Here is a 19,239-nt window from a genome sequence, read left to right as displayed (position 1 = left end):
ATATCGGCGGGCCCGCCGCAGGGCAGCCGAGCCAGCGGCTTTCTGCTATGGTAGGGCCCTCAATCACCCCAGTGAGGATTTGCCGTGTTGGAGCAGTACGACGCCCTGATTTTCGATCTCGATGGCACCCTGGTGGACTCCATGCCCCTGCATCTGAATGCCTGGGAGCAGACCGCCGCCGAATTTGGTCTCCCCTTCGATCGCGCCCGCCTCAATGCCATGGGCGGCATTCCGACCCGCAAAATCGTCGCCCTGCTGGCCGCCGAGCACGGCCTCGACATTGATCTGGACGCCTTTACCCGCCGCAAGGTGGCGCTCTATGTGGCCAATATCGATCAGGTGCAGGTCTATCCCCAGATGTGGGAGCTGGTCAAGAGCCAGCACGGCAAGCGCCCCATGGGGGTTGGCACCGGCTCGTCACGCCAGCACGCCGAGCAGATCCTGCGCCAGACGGGTCTGGCCGACTACATGGGGGCCCTGGTGAGCGCCGATGACGTGGAGCACCACAAGCCCAATCCCGACACCTTTCTCCAGGTGGCCGAGCAGCTTGGCGCCAACCCGGCGCGCTGCCTGGTGTTCGAAGATACCGAGATAGGTCTGCAAGCCGGCCGCGCCGCCGGCATGGCCACCGTGCTGGCCTGCCAGGGTGAGCTGCAATTTCCGGCTTAAGCCGCCTTATCGACAAAAAAAAAGAGCGGCCGCGCCGCTCCTTTTCACTCCACCGACTCGCCGGCCCCTGCCCGGTTCTCGTCGGCCGGCGGCTCGCCCCGCCCCTCTGGCTTGGCAAACCCCTTGCTCGCCATGCAGCTGTCAAAGTCCTCACCGCCCGGTCTGCCGCTCTCCTTGCAGGCGTTGAAGGCCGCCTTCATCTCGGCCGAGATTTGGGGCAGCTCGTCCGGTGGCGTGGGGCGCGCCGCCTCAGCGGCAACCGCCCCAAAGGCGCAGAGGGAGATGAGCAGGGGCAATGCAATCTTCATGATGCGACTCCTCGCAAAGAGTGAATGGTTCTGAATCCTGGTGCACTTTGTCTGGGCCATCTGGGTGGCGTCGCCATGGTAGCGAAAGGCGCGCAGCGGCACCGTCAAGGAGGCGTAAAGATTGTGGCGTGAACGAGCAAAGAGGGGCGCCCCGCGACGGGGCACCCGGCATTACATGGCGTTGGTGGATTCGAAAATCTTGTCGGCCGAGGCTTCGACAAAGCCCGGATAGAGGGTGCCGTCGGCCTGTGGGTAGCGCAGGGCGAACTCGTAGAAACAGCTCGGGATGCGCTTCACCCCGTCGCTAAAGGCCACCTCGGCCTTGTCGGCCATGGTAGAGGACTGCTCCAGCATCACCTGGGGGTCCCCCTTCACCTCGCCACCGACCGTGTTAAGCACGAAGTCCGCCTGCTTCAGGGCGGCATTGACCGCCTGGATGGTGTCAAAACCGTGCAGCCGATTGATGCTGACGGTGAAGTGGTTAGCACGGTAGCCCCAGGCCGCCAGCCAGGCGGCATACTCGCTCTCGGCAAGCAGGGTCTGGTAGTCGCCATGGGAGATAAGCCAGGGGGCGCCGGTGTAGAGAAACACCGGGGAGTCGGTCAGGTGATCCGGCATCTGCGCCACCAGGGAGTGAATGATGGCCTGCGCCTGGGGCGACAGCTCCTCCACCTTCAGCTCGCTGATAAATACCTTGGGGGCGTCCGGATCGCGGTGTTCGAAGTGCTTGGCATAGAGCTTCTTGGCCTTGAACACATACTGCCCCTTCTCCTCATAGCCCAGCGCCCGGAAGTGGGCGGCCAGCTTCTCCAGCCCCACCTTGGGTAGGTTGAAGGTGCGAAACGCCACGTGATCATTGACGATGGGCTCACCGCCACCGAGCAGGGCGTGTACCTGGTGGGCGCTCGGTGTCACCTTGATGTAGCTCTCCCACAGATGGCCGAACAGGCTCTCGATATCCTTTTGCATCTCTCTCTTCCTTTGCTTGCGGGGTACCAACCGGGGCGCCGGCTTGGGGCGCCCCTGATCATCTTCAGAAATGCAGGCCGGGGGACAGCTGATCCGGCAAGGTGGCCCTGCCGTCCTCGACCGAGGCGACCGGATAGGCGCAGTAATCCGCCGCATAGTAGGCGCTGGCGCGGTGGTTGCCCGACGCGCCGATGCCGCCAAACGGGGCGGCGCTGGAGGCCCCGGTGATCGGCTTGTTCCAGTTGACGATGCCAGCCCGGATGCGCTTGAAAAAGTGCTGCCAGTCCGCCTCGCTATCCCCCAGCAACCCGGCCGAGAGGCCAAAGCTGGTGGCGTTGCCCATATCGATGGCGGCATCGAAATCGGAGTAACGGATCACTTGAAGCAGCGGGCCGAAATACTCCTCATCCGGCAGGGCCGCCACCGCGGTTACGTCGATGAGGCCGGGGGAGACGAAGCCGGTGCCCGCTTCCAGGTGCTTGAGTTCGAGCAGGGGCACGCCACCCAGGTGCTTGAGATGCTGCTGGGCCGCCACCATGCCAAGCGCCGCCTTCTCGCTGATCATGGCGCCCATGAAGGGCTGCGCCTCATCATCGTAATGACCGACCTTGATCTGGGCGACCACCTCCAGCAGCCGCTTGAGCAGGGCATCGCCCCGCGCCCCCTCCTCGATGAACAGACGGCGCGAGCAGGTGCAGCGCTGGCCCGAGGTGACAAAGGCTGACTGCACGATGGCGTGCACGGCGCCGTCGATGTCGCTCACCCCCTTGACGATGAGCGGGTTGTTGCCGCCCATCTCGAGAGCCAGGATCTTGCCCGGCTGGCCGGCATACTGCTGGTGCAGCAGGTGGCCGGTGCGCGACGAGCCGGTGAAGAACAGCCCGTCGATGCCGGGGTGGCCGGCCAGCGCCTTGACGGTGTCGACCTCCCCCTGCACCAGGTTGATGACGCCGGCCGGCAGGCCGGCCTCCTGCCAGATCTTGAGGGTCGCCTCGGCCACCAGCGGGGTCAGCTCGGAGGGCTTGAACACGACCGTGTTGCCGGCGATCAAGGCCGGCACTATGTGGCCGTTGGGCAGATGGCCGGGGAAGTTGTAGGGGCCGAACACCGCCACCACCCCGTGGGGCTTGTGGCGGACAAAGGCCCTGGCGCCCGGCATGGGGTTTTCGACGGTGCCGGTGCGCTCGTCGTGAGCGCGGATGGAGATGGCCACCTTGCCCTGCATGGCCGCCACCTCGGTGCGGGTCTCCCACAGGGGCTTGCCGGTCTCGCTGGCGATGGTCATGGCCAGCGCCTCCTTGTGCTCACCGAGCAGCTCGGCGAAACGGGTGGCAATCGCCACCCGCTCCGCGATCGGACGATCGGCCCAGTGGTAGAAGGCGGCGCGCGCCGCCTTGACCGCAGCGTCCACCTGGGCGGCACTGGCGGCCTGACCGCGCCAGATCACCCGATTCTTGGCCGGATCGACCGAGACGAATTCTGTTCCTTCACCGGCCAGCCACTGGCCATCGATCAACTGTACGTTCATTCCATGTCTCCTGAGGGAAGGCAGGGCCTGCGGCCCCGCCCATCGCGGTCACTCGAGCTCAACGGCCCGCACCGTGTCACCATCTTGCACCTTGAGGGCGGCGGCCATCTTGGCCGGTAGGATCGCCTCATGGGTCTCAGGGTTGACGCCGATGGTGCCGTAACAGGCGCGGTACTGGCCGAAACGGGTATTGCAGATGAGGAAGGGATGCCCACCGATGGGATCGCCCACCTGAACCGTCAGCCGCCGGCTGCGGCGCACGCTGCGGATATTGTGCAGCTCGCACTCGACGGCGGGGCCGGCGTCAAAGATGTCGACGTAGCCGCGATTCACGAATCCCTCGTCGTGCAGCATCTTGATGGCGGGCCGGGTCTTCTCGTGGGTCTTGCCGATGACGGCGCGCGCCGCGTCGGAGAGCAGGTTCACGTAGATGGGGTACTTGGGCATCAGCTCGGCGATGAAGCGCTTCTTGCCGATCCCGGTCAAATAATCCACGGTCGGAAAGTCGAGGGAGAAGAAGTGGGTCTGCAACCACTCGTAGAAAGGGCTGTGGCCGTTCTGATCCGAGACGCCGCGCATCTCGGCAAAAATGGTGTTATCAAACAGCTCGGGGTGCTCGGCCAGGAACAGGAAACGGTGCTTGGAGAGCAGCCGACCGTTGAGCCCCTCGCGGGCGCACTCGCGTAGAAACAGGGTGCAGATCTCGGTGCTCCCCGTGTAGTCGTTGGAGAGGGTCAGGGTCTCGACCACGTTATAGATGCCGAGCTTGGGCGAGGAGTGCACCACCTTGCCGATGTGATAGTTGTAAAAGGGTTGAGAGAGGCCGACCGCCGCGTCGATGGCGCTGGTGCCCACCATCTCTCCGGTCTCGAGATCCTCGGCGACGAAGAAGTAGAGGCAATCGCCCTTGCCGGCGGGCTTATCGGAAAAAGTCTGGGTGGAGGCGTCTATCTTGCGCTGTAGCAGCTCGTCGTTGACCGGTAACGAGGTCATGCCGGTGCCGGATTCAATGGCGCAGGTTTTGAGTCCTGCGAAGTCGCGCTGCTCGATGGGACGAATAACCAACATGAATGACAACTCCCTTGATTGACGACAGGCGGGGCTCCCGGCTCCTGCCAGGAGTGGCTCCCCGCCTCAATTCAGGATCAGGCGCCGACGACCTGGGCTACCGCTTTCTCGAAACGGGCCAACCCTTCACGGATATCCTCTTCGGGCACGATCAGCGAAGGCGCAAAGCGCACCACGCTGGCCCCCGCCACCAGAACCAGCAAGCCTTGATCGATGGAGGCCAGCAGGAAGTCGCGGGAGCGGCCCTTGAAGTCTTCGTTGAGCACGGCGCCGAGCAACAACCCCTTGCCACGCACCTCGCTAAAGCAGTGATACTTGGCGTTGATCGCCTCCAGCCCCTGCCGTATCAGTTGCTCACGCTGCTTGACGCCAGCCAGCACCTGGGGGGTGTTGATGATGTCGAGCACCGCCTCGGCCACGGCGCAGGCGAGCGGGTTGCCGCCATAGGTGGAGCCATGGGTTCCCACCTTGAAGTGGGCGGCGATGGCGGTGGTGGTCAGCATGGCACCGATCGGGAAGCCGCCCCCGAGCGCCTTGGCGCTGGTGAGGATGTCAGGGGTGACCCCGAGCCCCATGTAGGCAAACAACTCACCGGTACGCCCCATGCCGGACTGCACCTCGTCAAACACCAGCAGCGCCTTGTGTTTGTCACACAGGGCACGAACCCCCTTGGCGAACTCGTCGGTCGGGCTGATGATGCCCCCCTCCCCTTGCAGCGGCTCCATCACCACGGCACAGGTGTTGTCGGAGATCACCGCCTCAAGCGCGGCCAGATCGTTATAGGGCACATGGGTAATGTCGCCCGGCTTGGGGCCGAAACCGTCGGAGTAACACGCCTGCCCCCCCACGCTGACGGTGAAGAAGGTGCGACCGTGGAACGCCTGGGTGAAGGCAATGATCTGGGTCTTGTGGGCACCGTAGGTGTCGATGGCGTAGCGACGGGCCAGTTTGAGGGCCGCCTCGTTGGCTTCGGCGCCGGAGTTGCAGAAGTAGATCTTCTCGGCGAAGGTGGCGGCCACCAGCTTCTTGGCCAGGCGCAGCGCCGGCTCGTTGGTCATCACGTTGGAGAGGTGCCACAGCTGCTCGCCCTGAGTCTTGAGGGCTTCCACCAGCTTGGGATGGCAATGGCCGAGGCCGCTGACGGCGATACCGGCGGCGAAATCCACATATTCGCGGCCTTCCTGATCCCAGACACGTGAGCCTGCGCCACGCACCGGGATGATCTTGGCCGGTGCATAGTTGGGAACCATCACTTCATCAAACACTTCACGTGTCACCTGCACTGACATAGCGTTCTCCTTGACGTTGGCAAACAGAATAATTGTTCGCCAAAAAGTTAAATCCGTGTAAACACGACGGAATTATCACAAAAAAAAAGTAAAATGTCTGCAACCTAACGGGTTAGGGCACACAATGTTCGATACGCCCTGACAAAATAGGCACCCCCATTGCATAACGGAGCATGCCATCTTGGCAAGGGTCAATTTGGCTGGTGTGATGAGTGAATAAAACGTCAGGAGAAGAAATTTCGTTTTGGTGCCGGATTTGCGGCATAGATCACGGAAATGACCTATCTGGACAGGAAATTTGCCAACAATTCATGCCCCTGCTGGCTGAGTATACTTTCCGGATGGAACTGAACCCCTTCGACATCGAGCTCTCGGTGACGCAGCCCCATGATCTCGTCAAAACGGCCCTGCTCGTCGACGCTCCAGGCCGTGACCTCCAGGCAGTCGGGCAGTGAATCCCGCTCCACCACCAGCGAGTGATAGCGGGTGACCGTCAGCGGATCGGCCAGGCCACGGAAGACACCGCCACCGTTGTGGCGAATCGCCGAGGTTTTGCCATGCATTACCTGACGCGCCCGCACCACCTTGGCACCAAATACCTGGGCCAGCGACTGGTGACCCAGGCATACCCCGAGGATCGGCAACCGCCCGGCCAAGTGCGCGATGGCGGCGAGCGAGATGCCGGCCTCATTAGGAGTACATGGGCCAGGGGAGATCACCAGATGATCCGGCCCCATGGCCTCGATCTCAGCCAGGGTGATGGCATCATTGCGGCGCACCACCACCTCGGCACCGAGGGCACCGAAGTACTGCACCAGATTCCAGGTAAAGGAGTCGTAGTTATCGATGAGCAACAACATGAAAGGAAATCACCTGATGACAATATGACGAGGAAGCGCAAGCGCCATTGTGGTCAGACCATATAAACCGAGACTGGCGCAACGAGGCGGGAATTCTCGCCTAATCGCTTTCTGCTGCGCCATCGTGTGTCGACTTGAGGTGTATATTCGATTCGTGAACAACGGCTGAATGCCATCATTCCTATACCCAGACCTCACAGTGAGCGGACACAAGGAATACGCATTAATCCATTCGAATAATCACAGTTATGATGTTAATCAATAGGGTTGTCTAACGACTAGCCACCATTAAAAAATAATTCCTCATATGAGAGTTTCATATTTATTATGACTCAAAAGCGACGCTCTCATATTAGGTAAAGACCCCCAGCGCCCCATACCAAGGCAGTAGGGCGTGGATAAAGTAACCGGTAACGATTCAGCGATCCAGCAGACGCCCTTGCTCTAATTCGCGCTCACGCTGACATTCAGCCAAGTAGATAGCTGCGGCTACACTGGCTGTGTTGTGGTGGCGATCGATAGCATTGGATACCATCAGTTGCAACGTATTGAGATTCTTGGCTCTGCGAAACTTACGCAACCAGTGTCCCTTATCTTCCAGCTCTTGGACTGGCACATCAATTTGAACTGTCATATTACTCAGTCAGTGAATAAAAATAATTAAATATGTAATGAAAGTACTCAGGACAGTGCACTTAAATACTGGGGGAGATATAAAAACATAAAAAGAAAGCCGGCTATCTACCCGGCTATCTTCGACTACACCTTCCCGGTATGTCAGGCTCGAGGAACGAAGCCGATCACATCATATACCTTGGTCAGGGTTTTTTCAGCCCTTTCACGCGCCTTTTGTGCCCCGTTGGCGAGGATGGAGAGCAGCAGCGGCTCGTCCTGACGCAATTCATGGAAACGTGCCTGCATCGGCTCGAGCAGGGCCACCACCGCATCGGCACACTCGCCTTTGAGATGGCCATACATCTTGCCGTCAAAGTGCTCGACCAGCTCAGGGATGGAGCGACCGGTGGCACCGGACATCAAGGTCAGCAGGTTCGACACCCCTGGCTTGTTCTCCACATCGAAGCGCACCACGGGTGGGTTATCGGAGTCGGTCACCGCACGCTTGATCTTCTTGGCAATCTGCTTGGGATCTTCCAGCAGGCCGATGAAGTTGGCCTCGTTGTCATCAGACTTGGACATCTTCTTGGTCGGCTCTTGCAGGCTCATCACCCGCGCCCCTTCGGTCGGGATGAAGGGCTCGGGCATGGTGAAGACATCGCCATACAGGTTGTTGAACCGGTACGCCACATCGCGGGTCAGCTCCAGATGCTGTTTCTGGTCATTGCCGACCGGCACCTGATTGGCCTGATAGAGCAGGATGTCGGCCGCCATCAGCACCGGATAGCCAAACAGGCCGACGTTGACGTTGTTCTCGTAGCGGGCCGACTTGTCCTTGAACTGGGTCATGCGCGACAGCTCGCCCATCTGGGTGTAGCAGTTGAGGATCCAGCCCAGCTCGGCATGCTGCGGCACATGGGACTGAATGAAAACCGTGCTCTTCTCGGGATCGACGCCGACCGCCAGATAGAGGGCGGCGGCATCCAGGCAGGCCTTGCGCAGCGCCTGCGGATCCTGGCGCACAGTGACGGCGTGCAGATCGACGATGCAGTAGAGGCAGTCATAGTCATCCTGCATGTTGACCCACTGGCGCAGGGCGCCCATGTAGTTGCCGATGGTCAGCTGGCCCGAGGGCTGGGCGCCGCTCAGTACGATTGGTTTAGCCATAGTGAATGCGTTCCTGTATCAGCCCGGCAGAAGGGTATCCAGCCCGGCGAAGTGTTCAAAGACCCAGTCAGGGTCAGAGTCCGCGATGGGACGTCCGTAGTTATAGCCATAGGTGAGCCCCACCACCTTCATGCCGGCCGCCTTGGCTGCCAGCACGTCATTCTCGGAGTCCCCCACCATCAAGGTGCGCTCGGTCGCCCCCTGCAACTCATGGCAGGCATGCAGCAGCGGGGCCGGGTGGGGCTTTTTCTCGGGCAGGCAGTTGCCACCGAGCCAGAGGGAAAAGTGGCGGGCGATACCGAGGGCTTCCAGAATCGGTGCCACGAAGGCACTCGGCTTGTTGGTCACCACGGCGAGGCGGTAACCGGCAGCGTCGAGGCGGGCCAGCGTCGAGGCAACGCCATCATACATACCCAACCCTTCCAGCAGACAAGCCTGGTAGTGGCGACCAAACGCGGCGCGGGCGGTGGCAAATTGCTCCTCTGTTGCCCCCGCATTGGCCAGGGCACGCTGCACCAGCTTGTCGGCTCCGTTGCCAACCCAGGTGCGCACCAAGCCTTCCGGCACCTCGGCAAAGCCACATTCGACCAGCATACGGTTGACGGCCAGCGCCAGCTGCGGGGCGCTGTCGATCAAGGTGCCGTCCAGATCGAACAGCACCAGATCAAACGGGCGCTCAGCGGCGGACATGAGCCAGCTCCGCGCGCATCTGATCGATCACCGCCTTGTAGTCCGGCTTGCCGAAGATGGCGGAGCCCGCCACAAACATGTCGGCGCCGGCCTCGGCGATCTCGCGGATGTTGTCGACCTTGACGCCGCCATCGATCTCGAGACGGATGTCACGGCCACTCTCGTCGATCAGACGGCGCACTTGGCGCAGCTTGTCGAGGGTGCCGGGAATGAAGCTCTGACCGCCAAAGCCCGGGTTGACCGACATCAGCAGGATCACGTCCAGCTTGTCCATCACGTACTCGAGGCAATGGAGCGGGGTCGCCGGATTCAGCACCAGGCCGGCCTGGCAGCCCTGCTCCTTGATGAGACCGAGAGTACGGTCAACGTGCTCGGAGGCTTCCGGGTGGAAGGTGATGAGGGAGGCTCCGGCCTTGGCAAAGTCGGGGACGATGCGATCGACCGGCTTGACCATGAGGTGGACATCGATGGGCGCCTCAATGCCGTAGCTGCGCAGTGCCTGGCACACCATGGGGCCAATGGTCAGGTTGGGGACGTAGTGGTTATCCATCACGTCGAAATGGACCACGTCGGCACCGGCAGAGAGCACCTTGGCCACATCCTCACCCAGACGGGCGAAGTCGGCAGAGAGGATTGAGGGGGCAATCAGAAAATCGTTCATCGGCGTCATCCATTGGCAGCTAGGCAAAAAAGCGGCGCAATTTTACCGCAAACCCGCTGGCGAAACGAGGCCGAATCACAAGACCGGGATCACGTCCGCCTGTGGTTCTTCAGGGTACCAGCCCTGCTCTGGCGAAATGCCGGGAGGATAGAGCGCCAGTAGCTCGGCCACCTTGTTGCGTCCGTTGCCGTTGCGGCTGATGGTGCGCTTGACCTGCACCTCATCGAGACGGGCCCCACGATAGAGCTCACGGGTCAGCTCAATGTCATGGTTGCTGATGAGCACGGGAACCCCCTTCTCGGCCGCCGTGTGACGAGCCAGACGAGCCAGCACCGCCTGATCATCCAGGGTGAAGCCACCGGCCGCGTAGCTGGTGAAGCTGGCCGTGGTGGAGAGCGGCGCATAGGGAGGATCGCAGTAGATGACCCAGTCCGACTCGGCACGCCCCATGGCATCGGCATAGCTCTCGCAGATGAAGGTGGCTTTCTGGGATTTCTCGGCAAACAGCCACAGCTCTTTCTCGGGAAAGTAGGGCTTTTTGTAAGAGCCGAAGGGCACGTTGAAGCCCCCCTTCTTGTTGTAACGGCACAGGCCGTTGAAGCCATGCCGGTTCAGATAGAGAAACAACTGGGCACGCTCGAAACTGTCGCGCGTGGCATTGAACTGGGTTCGCAACCGGTAGTAGGCCGCCTTGTTGTTGAACTCAGGATCAAACCAGCGGCGCGCCTCCGCGATCAGGTGATCTGGCGTCAGCTTGAGGTGGTTGTAGAAACCGATGAGATCCGGGTTGATGTCGTTGAGAACGTACTCGTCGAAGTCGGTGTTGAGAAACACCGAGCCGGCGCCGACAAACGGCTCGAGTAACACGCGCCCCTCGGGCAGACGTTCGGCGATCGCTTCGACCAAGGAGAACTTGCCTCCGGCCCATTTCAGGAAGGCGCGTGTTTTTTTCATGGAGATCCGATGCGTGGAGTGAGGCCAGAAAGGGGGCGAAGTTTACCCCCTTTTCCGGGCTATTTCTTCAATTCTTTCTTCACCTGGGCGAATGACTTCGGCCACGGTTGCTCCTTGAGCAGTGCCGGCGGCAACGTGCGGATGGCCGCTCGCGCCTGCTCCAGCGAGGCGTGATCCCCTTGCAGCACCACATACCATGGGCTGCCGCGGAACTGGGTCTGGTAAACCCAGACCTTGCCGCCCAGCTGATGGGCAGAAACAAACGCCTCTACCGCCTTCATGTTGCTGGCCCCCATCAGCTGCACACTGAAATGGCGGCTGCTTTTCTGGTTGAGGGTGCTCGCCGGCGTCAGCGCAACCCGAGTGGTCGCAGTCGGCGCGGCAACCGCAGTGGCCGCCGGCTTGTTGGCCTTCACCACCGGCTTGGGGGCCTCTTGGACAGCAGGCTTGCTCTCGCTGTGAACTGCGGGCGGCGTCACCGTCTGCTTGCTCGGCACCACCGCCTGCTCGACCTCGGCCGGCAGCGCGCCACTGACCGGACGCGTTTTCATCAGCTGTTGCACCACCTCGTCACCGATGACGACGCGGCGCCCTTCATAGTTCTGGCTCTGCGCCGTGATGGTGTCACCTTCGACCTGGTTCGGCAGCGCCGGCTGCTCACTCTTCCACTCACCGGCAGGAGCGGCGGCAGAGCCTCCCTCAGGAGTCGCCTGACCTTCAGCTTGCGCCGGAGTCTCGGGAACAGGAGGTGGCAGAGTGCCGGCAGGCTGCTCTACTTTGGGCTCAACCGGCTCGTCGGTGCTCATGATGCCGGGGACCAGGTAGGTGAGCGCCAGTAAACCAAGGGCAACAGCGGCCAGTACGATGGCGGCCTTGCGAATAGGAAAGGGTTCTGGGCGTTTACGCGGGCGTCTGTCAGTCATCAGATCCTCCAAAGACGTCATGATGGTTCCGGGATGACCGCCGGCGCGGGCTAGGATCTCCGTCACCTTCTCCTTGGTCAGCAGCAGGGAAGGTACCTTGAGCTGATTACCCTTTTCGTAGAGAAATATTTTCTGTTCGGGGGCGCTCAGAGGCGCCACTTCCAGTTCCAGGGCCGGTATGGTGCGCCCCTTGAGCCGGGTGATCTGCTGCCGGCACCAAGTGTCTCGCCCCGTCACCACAATGGCAAGGCGATGCGGTACCGCCAACGCATCATTGGTCAGCATCAATGCCCACAGCTCCCCCAGCAACTCTTGCGGCAGGAGGTCGATGTTATCGAGCAGGATCACGCAGTGCTGCGTCGTTCCCTGCATCATGCGCAGGAAGCTGTCGGCAAGGGCATCGGCCGGATTGAAAAGCGGGGTGGGCACAACCTGCCGTAGCAAGACCTCACGAACCTGCTCCATCTTCATGGAGGGGTTCGCAACGAGGGTGATGAGGCGCAGCGACTCAGGCAACTGCTCATGCAGTCGCTCGAGCAAGGTGGAGCGGCCGGAACCTGCGCGCCCACAGAGGAGAACAAAGGGATTATTAAATTCAATCAGATGCTGCAACCGCTCCACCAGCTGACGCTGGCTCGGCAGCTGTAGCTGCTTATGGTCAGCCACGGGCACCTTCGATCACTTGCATCAACTGCTCCTCTGTTACGCTAGAGACGACCTCGGCACGGCCAAGACCTGCGGGCAGTACCAGCCGCAAACGCCCCTCCAGCACCTTTTTGTCACGACGCATGTGATGGATGAACTCATTAAACCCCATCTCCTGCGGCGCATGTACCGGCAGGTGTGCGGCCAGCAACAGACGGCGCACCTGTTCACGCTCGGGCGCCGTCATCATGCCACACAGCACAGCGGTATCCGCGGCCAGCATGGTGCCGGCAGCCACGGCTTCACCGTGCAACCAGTTGCCATACCCCATCTCGGCTTCAATGGCATGGCCAAAGGTATGGCCCAGATTGAGCAGGGCGCGAACCCCGGACTCGGTCTCATCTTCGGCCACGACTTCGGCCTTGATAGCACAGCAACGCAGGATAGCCTGGGTCAGGGCTGCGCCATCCAGACTCTGCAACCGGGCCATATTCTGCTCCAGCCAAGAGAAGAAATCGCGATCCCAGATGATGCCATATTTGATCACCTCGGCCATGCCTGCGGCAAATTCACGCTCAGGCAAGGTGGCGAGGCAGTGAGTATCGATAATGACAGCCTTGGGCTGATAGAAGGCGCCAATCATGTTCTTGCCAAGCGGATGATTGACGGCCGTTTTGCCTCCCACGGAGGAGTCGACCTGGGAGAGCAGAGTGGTTGGCACCTGGATGAAGGGCACACCGCGCTGATAACAGGCAGCCGCAAACCCCACCAGATCACCGATGACCCCGCCCCCTAACGCGATCAACGTGGTATCGCGACCATGATTGCCCTCCAGCAGGGCCGCCATGACACGTTCAAAGGTGGCGAGGCTCTTGTGAGCCTCGCCATCGGGCAGAATCAGGGTATCCACACGGTAGTCGCCAAGCTGGGCCAGCACCGTCTCCAGATAGAGAGGGGCCACGGTCTCGTTAGTCACGACCATGACTCGCTTACCCTTGATGACCTGACGATAGAGTTCCGGCTGCGTCAGCAGGCCGGCACCTATTGATATGGGGTAGGAACGCTCACCCAGTTCAACGACCAACCTTTCCATGGTATATCCCCGATTACATGCCTATCAGTTTGACGATTTGGTTAGCAACGATCTTGGCGCTTTGTTCGTCGGTTTGCACCACAAAGTCAGCCACCTCTTCATAGAGAGGGTTACGTTCCTCGGCCAGACGCTCGAGCACCTCACGCGGGGGCTCTTCGGTTTGCAGCAGAGGCCGCCGCTTATCGCGCTGGGTTCGTGCCAGTTGCTTCTCGATGGGGGTCTCGAGATAGACAACGATACCGCGCGCAGAGAGACGATTACGCGTCTCACGGCTCTTGATGGCACCGCCACCCGTCGCCATCACTATGCCCTGTAACTCGGAGAGCTCGCCAATCACGCGCTCTTCGCGTACTCGAAAACCCTCTTCGCCTTCTACATCAAACACCCAGCTGATATCGGCACCACTGCGGCGCTCGATCTCCTGATCAGAGTCGTAAAACTCCATGTGCAGCTGTTCAGCCAGATGTCTGCCGATGGTGCTCTTGCCCGCACCCATGGGCCCTACCAGGAAGATATTGCGTTTCTCAGCCATGTTTTTTCGTTAGTTATTACACACTGTAAGACCCCGGAAAACAGTGCTCCGGGATACCGATGAACCTCATCTTGCGATGGATCAGACGCGGGATTATCTCAGGTGAGCGGGGGACTGGCAACCGGACAACCTAACGCCCCGTCTGCGTTGGGGCGTTAGGTTATAAGTCATTCGTATTCAGGTAGCAAAGGAATTAAAGATTATCGGCCACGATTCTCGGGGTCACGAAGATGAGCAGCTCGCGCTTTTTGTTTTCGCTGACGGTCTTCTTGAACAGAATACCGAGCCCAGGAATATCCCCCAACAGGGGCACTTTGCTGATGTCATTTTTGATAGTCTGCTGATAGATCCCCCCCAGCACCAATGTCTCGCCGTTGTCCACCAGCACCTGGGTCGTGATCGACTGGGCATTGATGGATACCGCGTCCCCCGTTCCCGTCGGCACCGTTTCCCCCTTGGTATCCTGTGTCACGGTCAGATCGAGGATCACCCGGTTATCGGGGGTGATTTGCGGCGTGACCTTGAGGCTCAGCACGGCTTTCTTGAACGTCACCGACGTTGCCCCGCTGGAGGAGGACTCCACGTAAGGGATCTCGGTTCCCTGCTCAATCAGGGCCGGTTTCTGGTTGGCGGTGGTGACCCGCGGGCTGGCGATGATCTCAGCCTTGCTCTCCTTTTCCAGTGCGGAGAGTTCCAGATCGAGCAGGGTACCATCGGCAAGCCTGGCCACCTGGAAGGCAATCGTGCCCGCCGCGTTGGCCACGGGCAGGTTTACGTTGAGGCGGTCATCTGCACCGGGTCGGGTAATAGTGCTGCCGCCATCGTTGTTGCCGGAACCATCGTTACCTTCAATCGAGCCAGAGGTGCTGTTGCCATGACCGTCGTTCTTGGTGACCCCCCAACGAACCCCAAGCTGCTCATCAAAACCGTCATCAATGGTCACCATCCGAGCCTCTATCACAACTTGCTTAACCGGAATGTCGAGCATGTCGAGCATGCGCCGCACATTGGCCAGCACTTCAGCCGTATCCTTGATGACCATGATATTGGTGCGTTCATCCACGCTCACCGCCCCCCGATTCGACAGCAACTTGGTCTTCTCGGACGAGAGTAGTGCCGCCACCTCGCTGGCCTTGGCGTAGTTCACCTGTAAGTATTCAGTTTCAAGCGGAGCCAGATCAGCCACCTGAGTACGATTTTCCAATTGCTGCTTCTCACGAGCCGCGATCTCTTCAGCCGGAGCAACCAGCAGGATATTGTTGTCGAGCCGCTTATCGAGCCCCTTAACCTTGAGGATCACATCCAGTGCCTGCTCCCATGGCACCCCATCCAGGCGTAGTGTGATATTGCCGTTAACGGTATCCGTGGTCACCAGATTGAAATTATTGAAATCGGCGATCAGTTGCAGCACTGTCCTCACAGGGATATTTTGAAAATTCAATGAGATAGGCTTACCACCATACTTCGTGGCCACTTGCGTGGTAGGAAGCTTCTTGTCGACCTGAATAATGAAGAGGTTCTCGGCCTGATCGTAGCGATAGTCAAAAGCCCCGTTAATGCTCAGCTCAAAGCGCGTATCCTTCCCCTGACGAAATGCCTCTATCCGAGTCACCGGTGTCGCAAAATCGGCGACCTCCATAATATTCAGCCACTCGTCCGGTAACTGGGTACCAAAAAACTTCGCGATCACCTTCTGCCCCTGGGCACTGATGTCCATGGCCGAGGCGCTATTTTCAAGCCGCACCAGAAACTCACCCCGGCCATCCTTGCCGCGACGAAAATCCAAATTACGTACCGCATTGAAAAATCCCTGAGCCTCGCTAGCCGCCGTCGTACGCGAGGGATGGCTGGACATGGCGTCAACAGATGGCATGGCCGCGCGCGCAGGCAGTGGCTTAGCCAAAGGGGCCGTAGCCACACGTGGGGAAGCCGCGGGCACGGGCTGCACAGGGTCCGCGCTCCCCATGGAGATACGCACCAGTGACCCCTGCTGGCTCACCTGATAGGGCATTAATTCGTCCATTCCTATCTCTATATCCAGCCCTGCGCCTTGGTTTTCCACCCGAACGTCGCTGATCCCTTGCTGCCGTATTGGCAAGGGATTGTCTTTTAATGTGCCAACAGCACCGGGAATATGCAGCCGCAGCCTATCCGGCTGGTAGCTCAGTCGATCAGTGATACCGGAAACCGGCTCGCTGAAGGAGAGTTCTAATTCAATACGCCCCGAGATCTGCGGATTGACGCGCACCTCCTGCAAGGAGGCCTGCGCCCATACACCTTGACTGGACAGGGCCAGCCATACCATCCCCATCCGGAATAACCCCACTGTCCATTTCATATCGGTCCCTGCTTATGGTTCTATTTGGTGTTAGTCATTGCCAATCGGGTATCACGCGTTACCCAACATCCCTTTCCATCCGGGATGGTTTCGAGTAATTCGATGGCATCCTTGCCAATGCGTACGACTTTCCCATGGTTAAGCCCCATGAAGCGGTTCAGGCCAACCTTGATGACTTGGCCATCCGGCGTGCCCACCAATGCCCACAATTGCCCCTGTTTGGCGAGGGTGCCGGCCATGGTGAGGTGTTCCAGACCATACAGCTCCAGCTTTTCTTTCTCCCTTGGGGGCAAGGGCCGACACTCAGGCTTGAGCACCACCAGAGCGCTTCCCTGCTCGGGTTTGGGTTGAATGAAGGGGCTTCTCTGCTGGGTGGCTTGGTAGGCAAGGGGGATGAAGGGGCTGACTTCGGGCAATGGCGCAATCGGCTGGGCAGGGCGAGCTCTAACCTCGGTAATGTAATCGTCAATATCACTATGCGGGTTGCAGCCGGCAAGGCCTAGCGACATGGCGATAAACAAGCTGGCACCTCTCATGATTTTTTCCCTACCGGTGCTTTCGTCCCGGCATCACCGTTGTAGCGATACGTCTTGGCTCGCATGCTCATGGCAATTTGCTCCCCACCCGGCTCCCCTTTCAATTGAAAGGTATCGAGAATGACAATGCGGGGTAGACCCGCCAGGCCCGCCGCAAACTGACCCAGTTGGTGATAACTGCCCTCAACTTCAATACGCATGGGTAATTCGGTAGAGAACTCATGAGCCACCTCGGGCTCCCAATTAATACGATTGAGCTGCAACCCGTTATCGGTCGCAATGAAGCTGATGTCATCCAACATGCCCGCCACTTCGTTGGTGTTGGGCAGCTGCTTCAGTTGCGCCTCCACCAGTTTCTCCAGTTCAGCCATCTGCACCCGGTAAGCCGGAAGGCTGGCCGCCAGCATCGCTTTTCCTTCAAACTGAGCCCTGAGCGTCTCCTCTTCCCGCTGCACCGTGCGCAGCATCTCTATGGATGACGCGATGACGTAGTAATAAAAAGCCCCCCCCAACAACGCACACAACACGCCGACCAAGAGCATCTTCGCCAAGCGCGGCCAACTTCCGATTGACCCCAGATCAAGTTCATTGAGCTCCTGCCATGTCATGACTTCTTCTCTCCTTTATCAGGGCCATGCTTGCCAAGCACCTGAAACATAAGCGAAAATTGACTGAGTGCTATCGGGGTCTGCTCTGCGGAAAAAATGGTGCTAATCCGTGATAATCCCAACCATCCCGACCCATCGATGCTGCGCATCATGCTGGCCACCCGGCCATACGCTTCGGTCTTGCCGGTCACATCGACCGTGGCGCCTTGCAGCTGCAAGCTACTGAGATAAACCCCGTTCGGCACGATATCCGGCAGGGCATTGAAGAAACGCACCGGCAAGTTGCGCCGTTCCTGCAGATCCGCAATCAGTTGCATGCGAGCAAGCAGGGCTTGGCGACGCGCCTTTAACTTGGCGACTTCGCCCAATTGAACATCCAGCAGCGCGATCTCAGTCTGCAACCGCTGGTTTCGTGCCTTTTGACTATCCACTATCTCCATCACCAGCCAATTAGCGGCCAAGCCCAATAGCACCGTCGCCACCAAACACCCCGCCAACAGCACCCCAAACTGCTTTTTCTGCCTCTGGTTACGCGCTTCCCGCCAGGGCAGCAGATTTATATTTGACATGGTGTAAAGCTCCGCAGAGCCAACCCCAATGCCGTCATGTAACGAGCTCCATGCTCATCAATCGCAAGCTTGGGATGTCGAAACAGGGCAATGGGATCAGGATGGATGACCTCCAGGTTCAGTTCATCGGCTAACTGCATTGGCAACCCAGAGAGCACGCTGCCTCCGCCGGTCAGCACAAGACCGGAGAGTTCTCTGAAGTTGGAGGCGCTGCAAAACAATTGGATGTTGCGTTTAACCTGTTGGATGAGACTCACCACATAGCCGGGAACCACCTCTTCGGCAAAGGTGTGTGGCAAGGAGTGGGAGCACTTGGCCAGCTCAGCCTCCTCCTGGCTCATGGTGTAGAAGCTAGCAACCGCCTGGGTCAGCTGATCACCACCAAAATTTTGCCAGCGAGAGTGGATCACCTCTCCACGAACCAGCACGGCAAATGTCAAAGAGCCTGAACCGATATCGACAATCCCCGTGGCGTGAGTGCTATCGGCCAGCTCCGGGCAGCAGGCCAGAACCCCTCGCCCCAAGGCATGAACACCGACATCCATCACTTTGGCTGTCCAGCCGGCTTCCGCCAATGCACTCACCCGACCCGAGATGCTTTCCGTGCGTGCCGCGCTGAGCAAGACATCCTGCCGCTCCGGATCACTTGGATTAGGTCCTAACGACTCATAGTCGAGACTGATTTCATCGAGTGGGAAGGGGATCAACTGCTCCGCCTCAAGCATGACCTGTTCGTGCAGGTCAGCCTCGGAAAGGGAAGCATCCAGAGAGAGCACCTTGGTGATGACATGAGAGCCGGTGACAGAGACCGACGCATAGTCACTGGAGGGGAGCGAACGTTTGAGCGCCTTTAGCGCATGAACCACCCGCTCAATATCCTGTAACTGATAATCGACAAACACCCCCTTTGGGGTTGCCACATTGGCTAACGCATCGATAAAAAATTTGCCTTCCCGCCCCGTCAGGCTGACCGCTTTGATGGTATGGGAGCCGAAATCGACCCCCACCAGCGGCAGCAGGGCTCCTTCCCTGAAGAGTCCCAGCATAAAGATCCACATCCATATGATTGAGTTATGTGTTTATTGATTCTTCAATCGATTTGCTGACTTAAGAATTAGCACAGCGTTTGGAGGGCAGTACAAAAATCTCCATCCGTCCTCTCTTCTCACGCTCGTTGTGCCAAACCGGGTAACAGGGAAAAGCTCGAACTCAACTAG

Annotated in this window: 20 protein-coding genes; 1 reads left to right on the top strand and 19 read right to left on the bottom strand. The window is 59.5% G+C overall.

The genetic code is table 11. From position 1 onward, the window contains the following. The first annotated feature begins 84 nt into the window (after positions 1 to 84). On the top strand, positions 85 to 669 hold the full coding sequence (locus tag BN1134_RS17265) for an HAD family hydrolase (RefSeq protein WP_042048718.1): 585 nt from the start codon (positions 85 to 87) through the stop codon (positions 667 to 669). A gap of 44 nt (positions 670 to 713) precedes the next feature. Here the strand turns inward: BN1134_RS17265 and BN1134_RS17260 are convergent, their stop codons facing one another. The 19 genes from BN1134_RS17260 to pilM all read right to left on the bottom strand — a co-directional run bounded on the left by BN1134_RS17260 (position 714) and on the right by pilM (position 19,068). Then, positions 714 to 977 (bottom strand): hypothetical protein, encoded by a 264-nt coding sequence (locus tag BN1134_RS17260; RefSeq protein ID WP_042048717.1) that lies wholly within the window; start codon positions 975 to 977, stop codon positions 714 to 716. A gap of 171 nt (positions 978 to 1,148) precedes the next feature. After that, entirely contained in the window at positions 1,149 to 1,946 is a 798-nt protein-coding gene (locus BN1134_RS17255; protein WP_042048716.1) for a DUF1338 domain-containing protein, read from the bottom strand. A 64-nt stretch (positions 1,947 to 2,010) separates the two neighbouring features. Then, the gene (gene astD / locus BN1134_RS17250; protein WP_042048714.1) at positions 2,011 to 3,474 is read right to left on the bottom strand and encodes a succinylglutamate-semialdehyde dehydrogenase; all 1,464 of its coding nucleotides are present in this window, start codon (positions 3,472 to 3,474) and stop codon (positions 2,011 to 2,013) included. Between the two features lie 48 nt (positions 3,475 to 3,522). Further along, entirely contained in the window at positions 3,523 to 4,542 is a 1,020-nt protein-coding gene (astA, locus tag BN1134_RS17245; RefSeq protein ID WP_042048713.1) for an arginine N-succinyltransferase, read from the bottom strand. A gap of 77 nt (positions 4,543 to 4,619) precedes the next feature. Next, positions 4,620 to 5,831 carry an aspartate aminotransferase family protein gene (locus BN1134_RS17240; protein WP_042048712.1) on the bottom strand — a complete coding sequence of 404 codons (1,212 nt, stop codon included), beginning with the start codon at positions 5,829 to 5,831 and terminating at the stop codon, positions 4,620 to 4,622. A gap of 281 nt (positions 5,832 to 6,112) precedes the next feature. Then, entirely contained in the window at positions 6,113 to 6,691 is a 579-nt protein-coding gene (locus tag BN1134_RS17235) for an aminodeoxychorismate synthase component II (RefSeq protein WP_042048711.1), read from the bottom strand. 418 nt (positions 6,692 to 7,109) lie between these two features. Continuing rightward, positions 7,110 to 7,325, bottom strand: coding sequence for a hypothetical protein (locus BN1134_RS17230; protein ID WP_042048710.1), 216 nt, complete (start codon positions 7,323 to 7,325; stop codon positions 7,110 to 7,112). A gap of 143 nt (positions 7,326 to 7,468) precedes the next feature. After that, on the bottom strand, positions 7,469 to 8,473 hold the full coding sequence (trpS, locus tag BN1134_RS17225; protein WP_042048709.1) for a tryptophan--tRNA ligase: 1,005 nt from the start codon (positions 8,471 to 8,473) through the stop codon (positions 7,469 to 7,471). An 18-nt stretch (positions 8,474 to 8,491) separates the two neighbouring features. Further along, entirely contained in the window at positions 8,492 to 9,163 is a 672-nt protein-coding gene (locus BN1134_RS17220) for a phosphoglycolate phosphatase (protein ID WP_042048708.1), read from the bottom strand. Beyond that, positions 9,150 to 9,824: a ribulose-phosphate 3-epimerase gene (gene rpe / locus BN1134_RS17215; RefSeq protein WP_042048707.1), complete on the bottom strand. Its 675-nt coding sequence runs from the start codon at positions 9,822 to 9,824 to the stop codon at positions 9,150 to 9,152. Before rpe ends, BN1134_RS17220 begins: the two co-directional genes overlap by 14 nt. A gap of 75 nt (positions 9,825 to 9,899) precedes the next feature. After that, the gene (locus BN1134_RS17210) at positions 9,900 to 10,778 is read right to left on the bottom strand and encodes a Dam family site-specific DNA-(adenine-N6)-methyltransferase (RefSeq protein ID WP_042048706.1); all 879 of its coding nucleotides are present in this window, start codon (positions 10,776 to 10,778) and stop codon (positions 9,900 to 9,902) included. 59 nt (positions 10,779 to 10,837) lie between these two features. After that, entirely contained in the window at positions 10,838 to 12,367 is a 1,530-nt protein-coding gene (locus BN1134_RS17205) for an SPOR domain-containing protein (protein ID WP_042048752.1), read from the bottom strand. Then, positions 12,360 to 13,439 (bottom strand): 3-dehydroquinate synthase, encoded by a 1,080-nt coding sequence (gene aroB / locus BN1134_RS17200; RefSeq protein ID WP_042048705.1) that lies wholly within the window; start codon positions 13,437 to 13,439, stop codon positions 12,360 to 12,362. Before aroB ends, BN1134_RS17205 begins: the two co-directional genes overlap by 8 nt. A gap of 13 nt (positions 13,440 to 13,452) precedes the next feature. Further along, a complete protein-coding gene (aroK, locus tag BN1134_RS17195) occupies positions 13,453 to 13,971 on the bottom strand; it encodes a shikimate kinase AroK (protein ID WP_042048704.1) in 519 nt (172 codons plus the stop codon). A 193-nt stretch (positions 13,972 to 14,164) separates the two neighbouring features. Next, entirely contained in the window at positions 14,165 to 16,282 is a 2,118-nt protein-coding gene (locus tag BN1134_RS17190; RefSeq protein ID WP_408862819.1) for a type IV pilus secretin PilQ, read from the bottom strand. A gap of 47 nt (positions 16,283 to 16,329) precedes the next feature. Then, positions 16,330 to 16,845, bottom strand: a complete 516-nt coding sequence (locus tag BN1134_RS17185; RefSeq protein WP_042048702.1) for a pilus assembly protein PilP — start codon at positions 16,843 to 16,845, stop codon at positions 16,330 to 16,332. Beyond that, on the bottom strand, positions 16,842 to 17,453 hold the full coding sequence (locus BN1134_RS17180; protein WP_042048701.1) for a type IV pilus inner membrane component PilO: 612 nt from the start codon (positions 17,451 to 17,453) through the stop codon (positions 16,842 to 16,844). Before BN1134_RS17180 ends, BN1134_RS17185 begins: the two co-directional genes overlap by 4 nt. Beyond that, positions 17,450 to 18,022, bottom strand: a complete 573-nt coding sequence (locus BN1134_RS17175) for a PilN domain-containing protein (RefSeq protein ID WP_042048700.1) — start codon at positions 18,020 to 18,022, stop codon at positions 17,450 to 17,452. Before BN1134_RS17175 ends, BN1134_RS17180 begins: the two co-directional genes overlap by 4 nt. Continuing rightward, the gene (pilM, locus tag BN1134_RS17170) at positions 18,010 to 19,068 is read right to left on the bottom strand and encodes a type IV pilus assembly protein PilM (RefSeq protein ID WP_042048751.1); all 1,059 of its coding nucleotides are present in this window, start codon (positions 19,066 to 19,068) and stop codon (positions 18,010 to 18,012) included. Before pilM ends, BN1134_RS17175 begins: the two co-directional genes overlap by 13 nt. Positions 19,069 to 19,239 lie beyond the last annotated feature (171 nt).

The sequence above is a fragment of the Aeromonas simiae genome (genome assembly GCF_000820125.1).
In the GTDB taxonomy this organism is placed as follows: Bacteria; Pseudomonadota; Gammaproteobacteria; order Enterobacterales; family Aeromonadaceae; genus Aeromonas; species Aeromonas simiae.
The sequence above is the reverse complement of the archived record's forward strand: the minus strand, read 5'-3'. Positions and strand labels throughout refer to the sequence as shown.

What these genes read in the sequence shown, in the direction of transcription:
- aroK (WP_042048704.1), bottom strand. Translation starts at nt 13,971, where the DNA reads ATGGCTGAGAAACGCAATATCTTCCTGGTAGGGCCCATGGGTGCGGGC.
- BN1134_RS17185 (WP_042048702.1), bottom strand. Translation starts at nt 16,845, where the DNA reads ATGAGAGGTGCCAGCTTGTTTATCGCCATGTCGCTAGGCCTTGCCGGC.
- BN1134_RS17255 (WP_042048716.1), bottom strand. Translation starts at nt 1,946, where the DNA reads ATGCAAAAGGATATCGAGAGCCTGTTCGGCCATCTGTGGGAGAGCTAC.
- BN1134_RS17210 (WP_042048706.1), bottom strand. Translation starts at nt 10,778, where the DNA reads ATGAAAAAAACACGCGCCTTCCTGAAATGGGCCGGAGGCAAGTTCTCC.
- BN1134_RS17190 (WP_408862819.1), bottom strand. Translation starts at nt 16,282, where the DNA reads ATGGGGATGGTATGGCTGGCCCTGTCCAGTCAAGGTGTATGGGCGCAG.
- BN1134_RS17235 (WP_042048711.1), bottom strand. Translation starts at nt 6,691, where the DNA reads ATGTTGTTGCTCATCGATAACTACGACTCCTTTACCTGGAATCTGGTG.
- trpS (WP_042048709.1), bottom strand. Translation starts at nt 8,473, where the DNA reads ATGGCTAAACCAATCGTACTGAGCGGCGCCCAGCCCTCGGGCCAGCTG.
- BN1134_RS17220 (WP_042048708.1), bottom strand. Translation starts at nt 9,163, where the DNA reads ATGTCCGCCGCTGAGCGCCCGTTTGATCTGGTGCTGTTCGATCTGGAC.
- rpe (WP_042048707.1), bottom strand. Translation starts at nt 9,824, where the DNA reads ATGAACGATTTTCTGATTGCCCCCTCAATCCTCTCTGCCGACTTCGCC.
- BN1134_RS17175 (WP_042048700.1), bottom strand. Translation starts at nt 18,022, where the DNA reads ATGTCAAATATAAATCTGCTGCCCTGGCGGGAAGCGCGTAACCAGAGG.
- BN1134_RS17260 (WP_042048717.1), bottom strand. Translation starts at nt 977, where the DNA reads ATGAAGATTGCATTGCCCCTGCTCATCTCCCTCTGCGCCTTTGGGGCG.
- aroB (WP_042048705.1), bottom strand. Translation starts at nt 13,439, where the DNA reads ATGGAAAGGTTGGTCGTTGAACTGGGTGAGCGTTCCTACCCCATATCA.
- astA (WP_042048713.1), bottom strand. Translation starts at nt 4,542, where the DNA reads ATGTTGGTTATTCGTCCCATCGAGCAGCGCGACTTCGCAGGACTCAAA.
- pilM (WP_042048751.1), bottom strand. Translation starts at nt 19,068, where the DNA reads ATGCTGGGACTCTTCAGGGAAGGAGCCCTGCTGCCGCTGGTGGGGGTC.
- BN1134_RS17240 (WP_042048712.1), bottom strand. Translation starts at nt 5,831, where the DNA reads ATGTCAGTGCAGGTGACACGTGAAGTGTTTGATGAAGTGATGGTTCCC.
- BN1134_RS17230 (WP_042048710.1), bottom strand. Translation starts at nt 7,325, where the DNA reads ATGACAGTTCAAATTGATGTGCCAGTCCAAGAGCTGGAAGATAAGGGA.
- astD (WP_042048714.1), bottom strand. Translation starts at nt 3,474, where the DNA reads ATGAACGTACAGTTGATCGATGGCCAGTGGCTGGCCGGTGAAGGAACA.
- BN1134_RS17180 (WP_042048701.1), bottom strand. Translation starts at nt 17,453, where the DNA reads ATGACATGGCAGGAGCTCAATGAACTTGATCTGGGGTCAATCGGAAGT.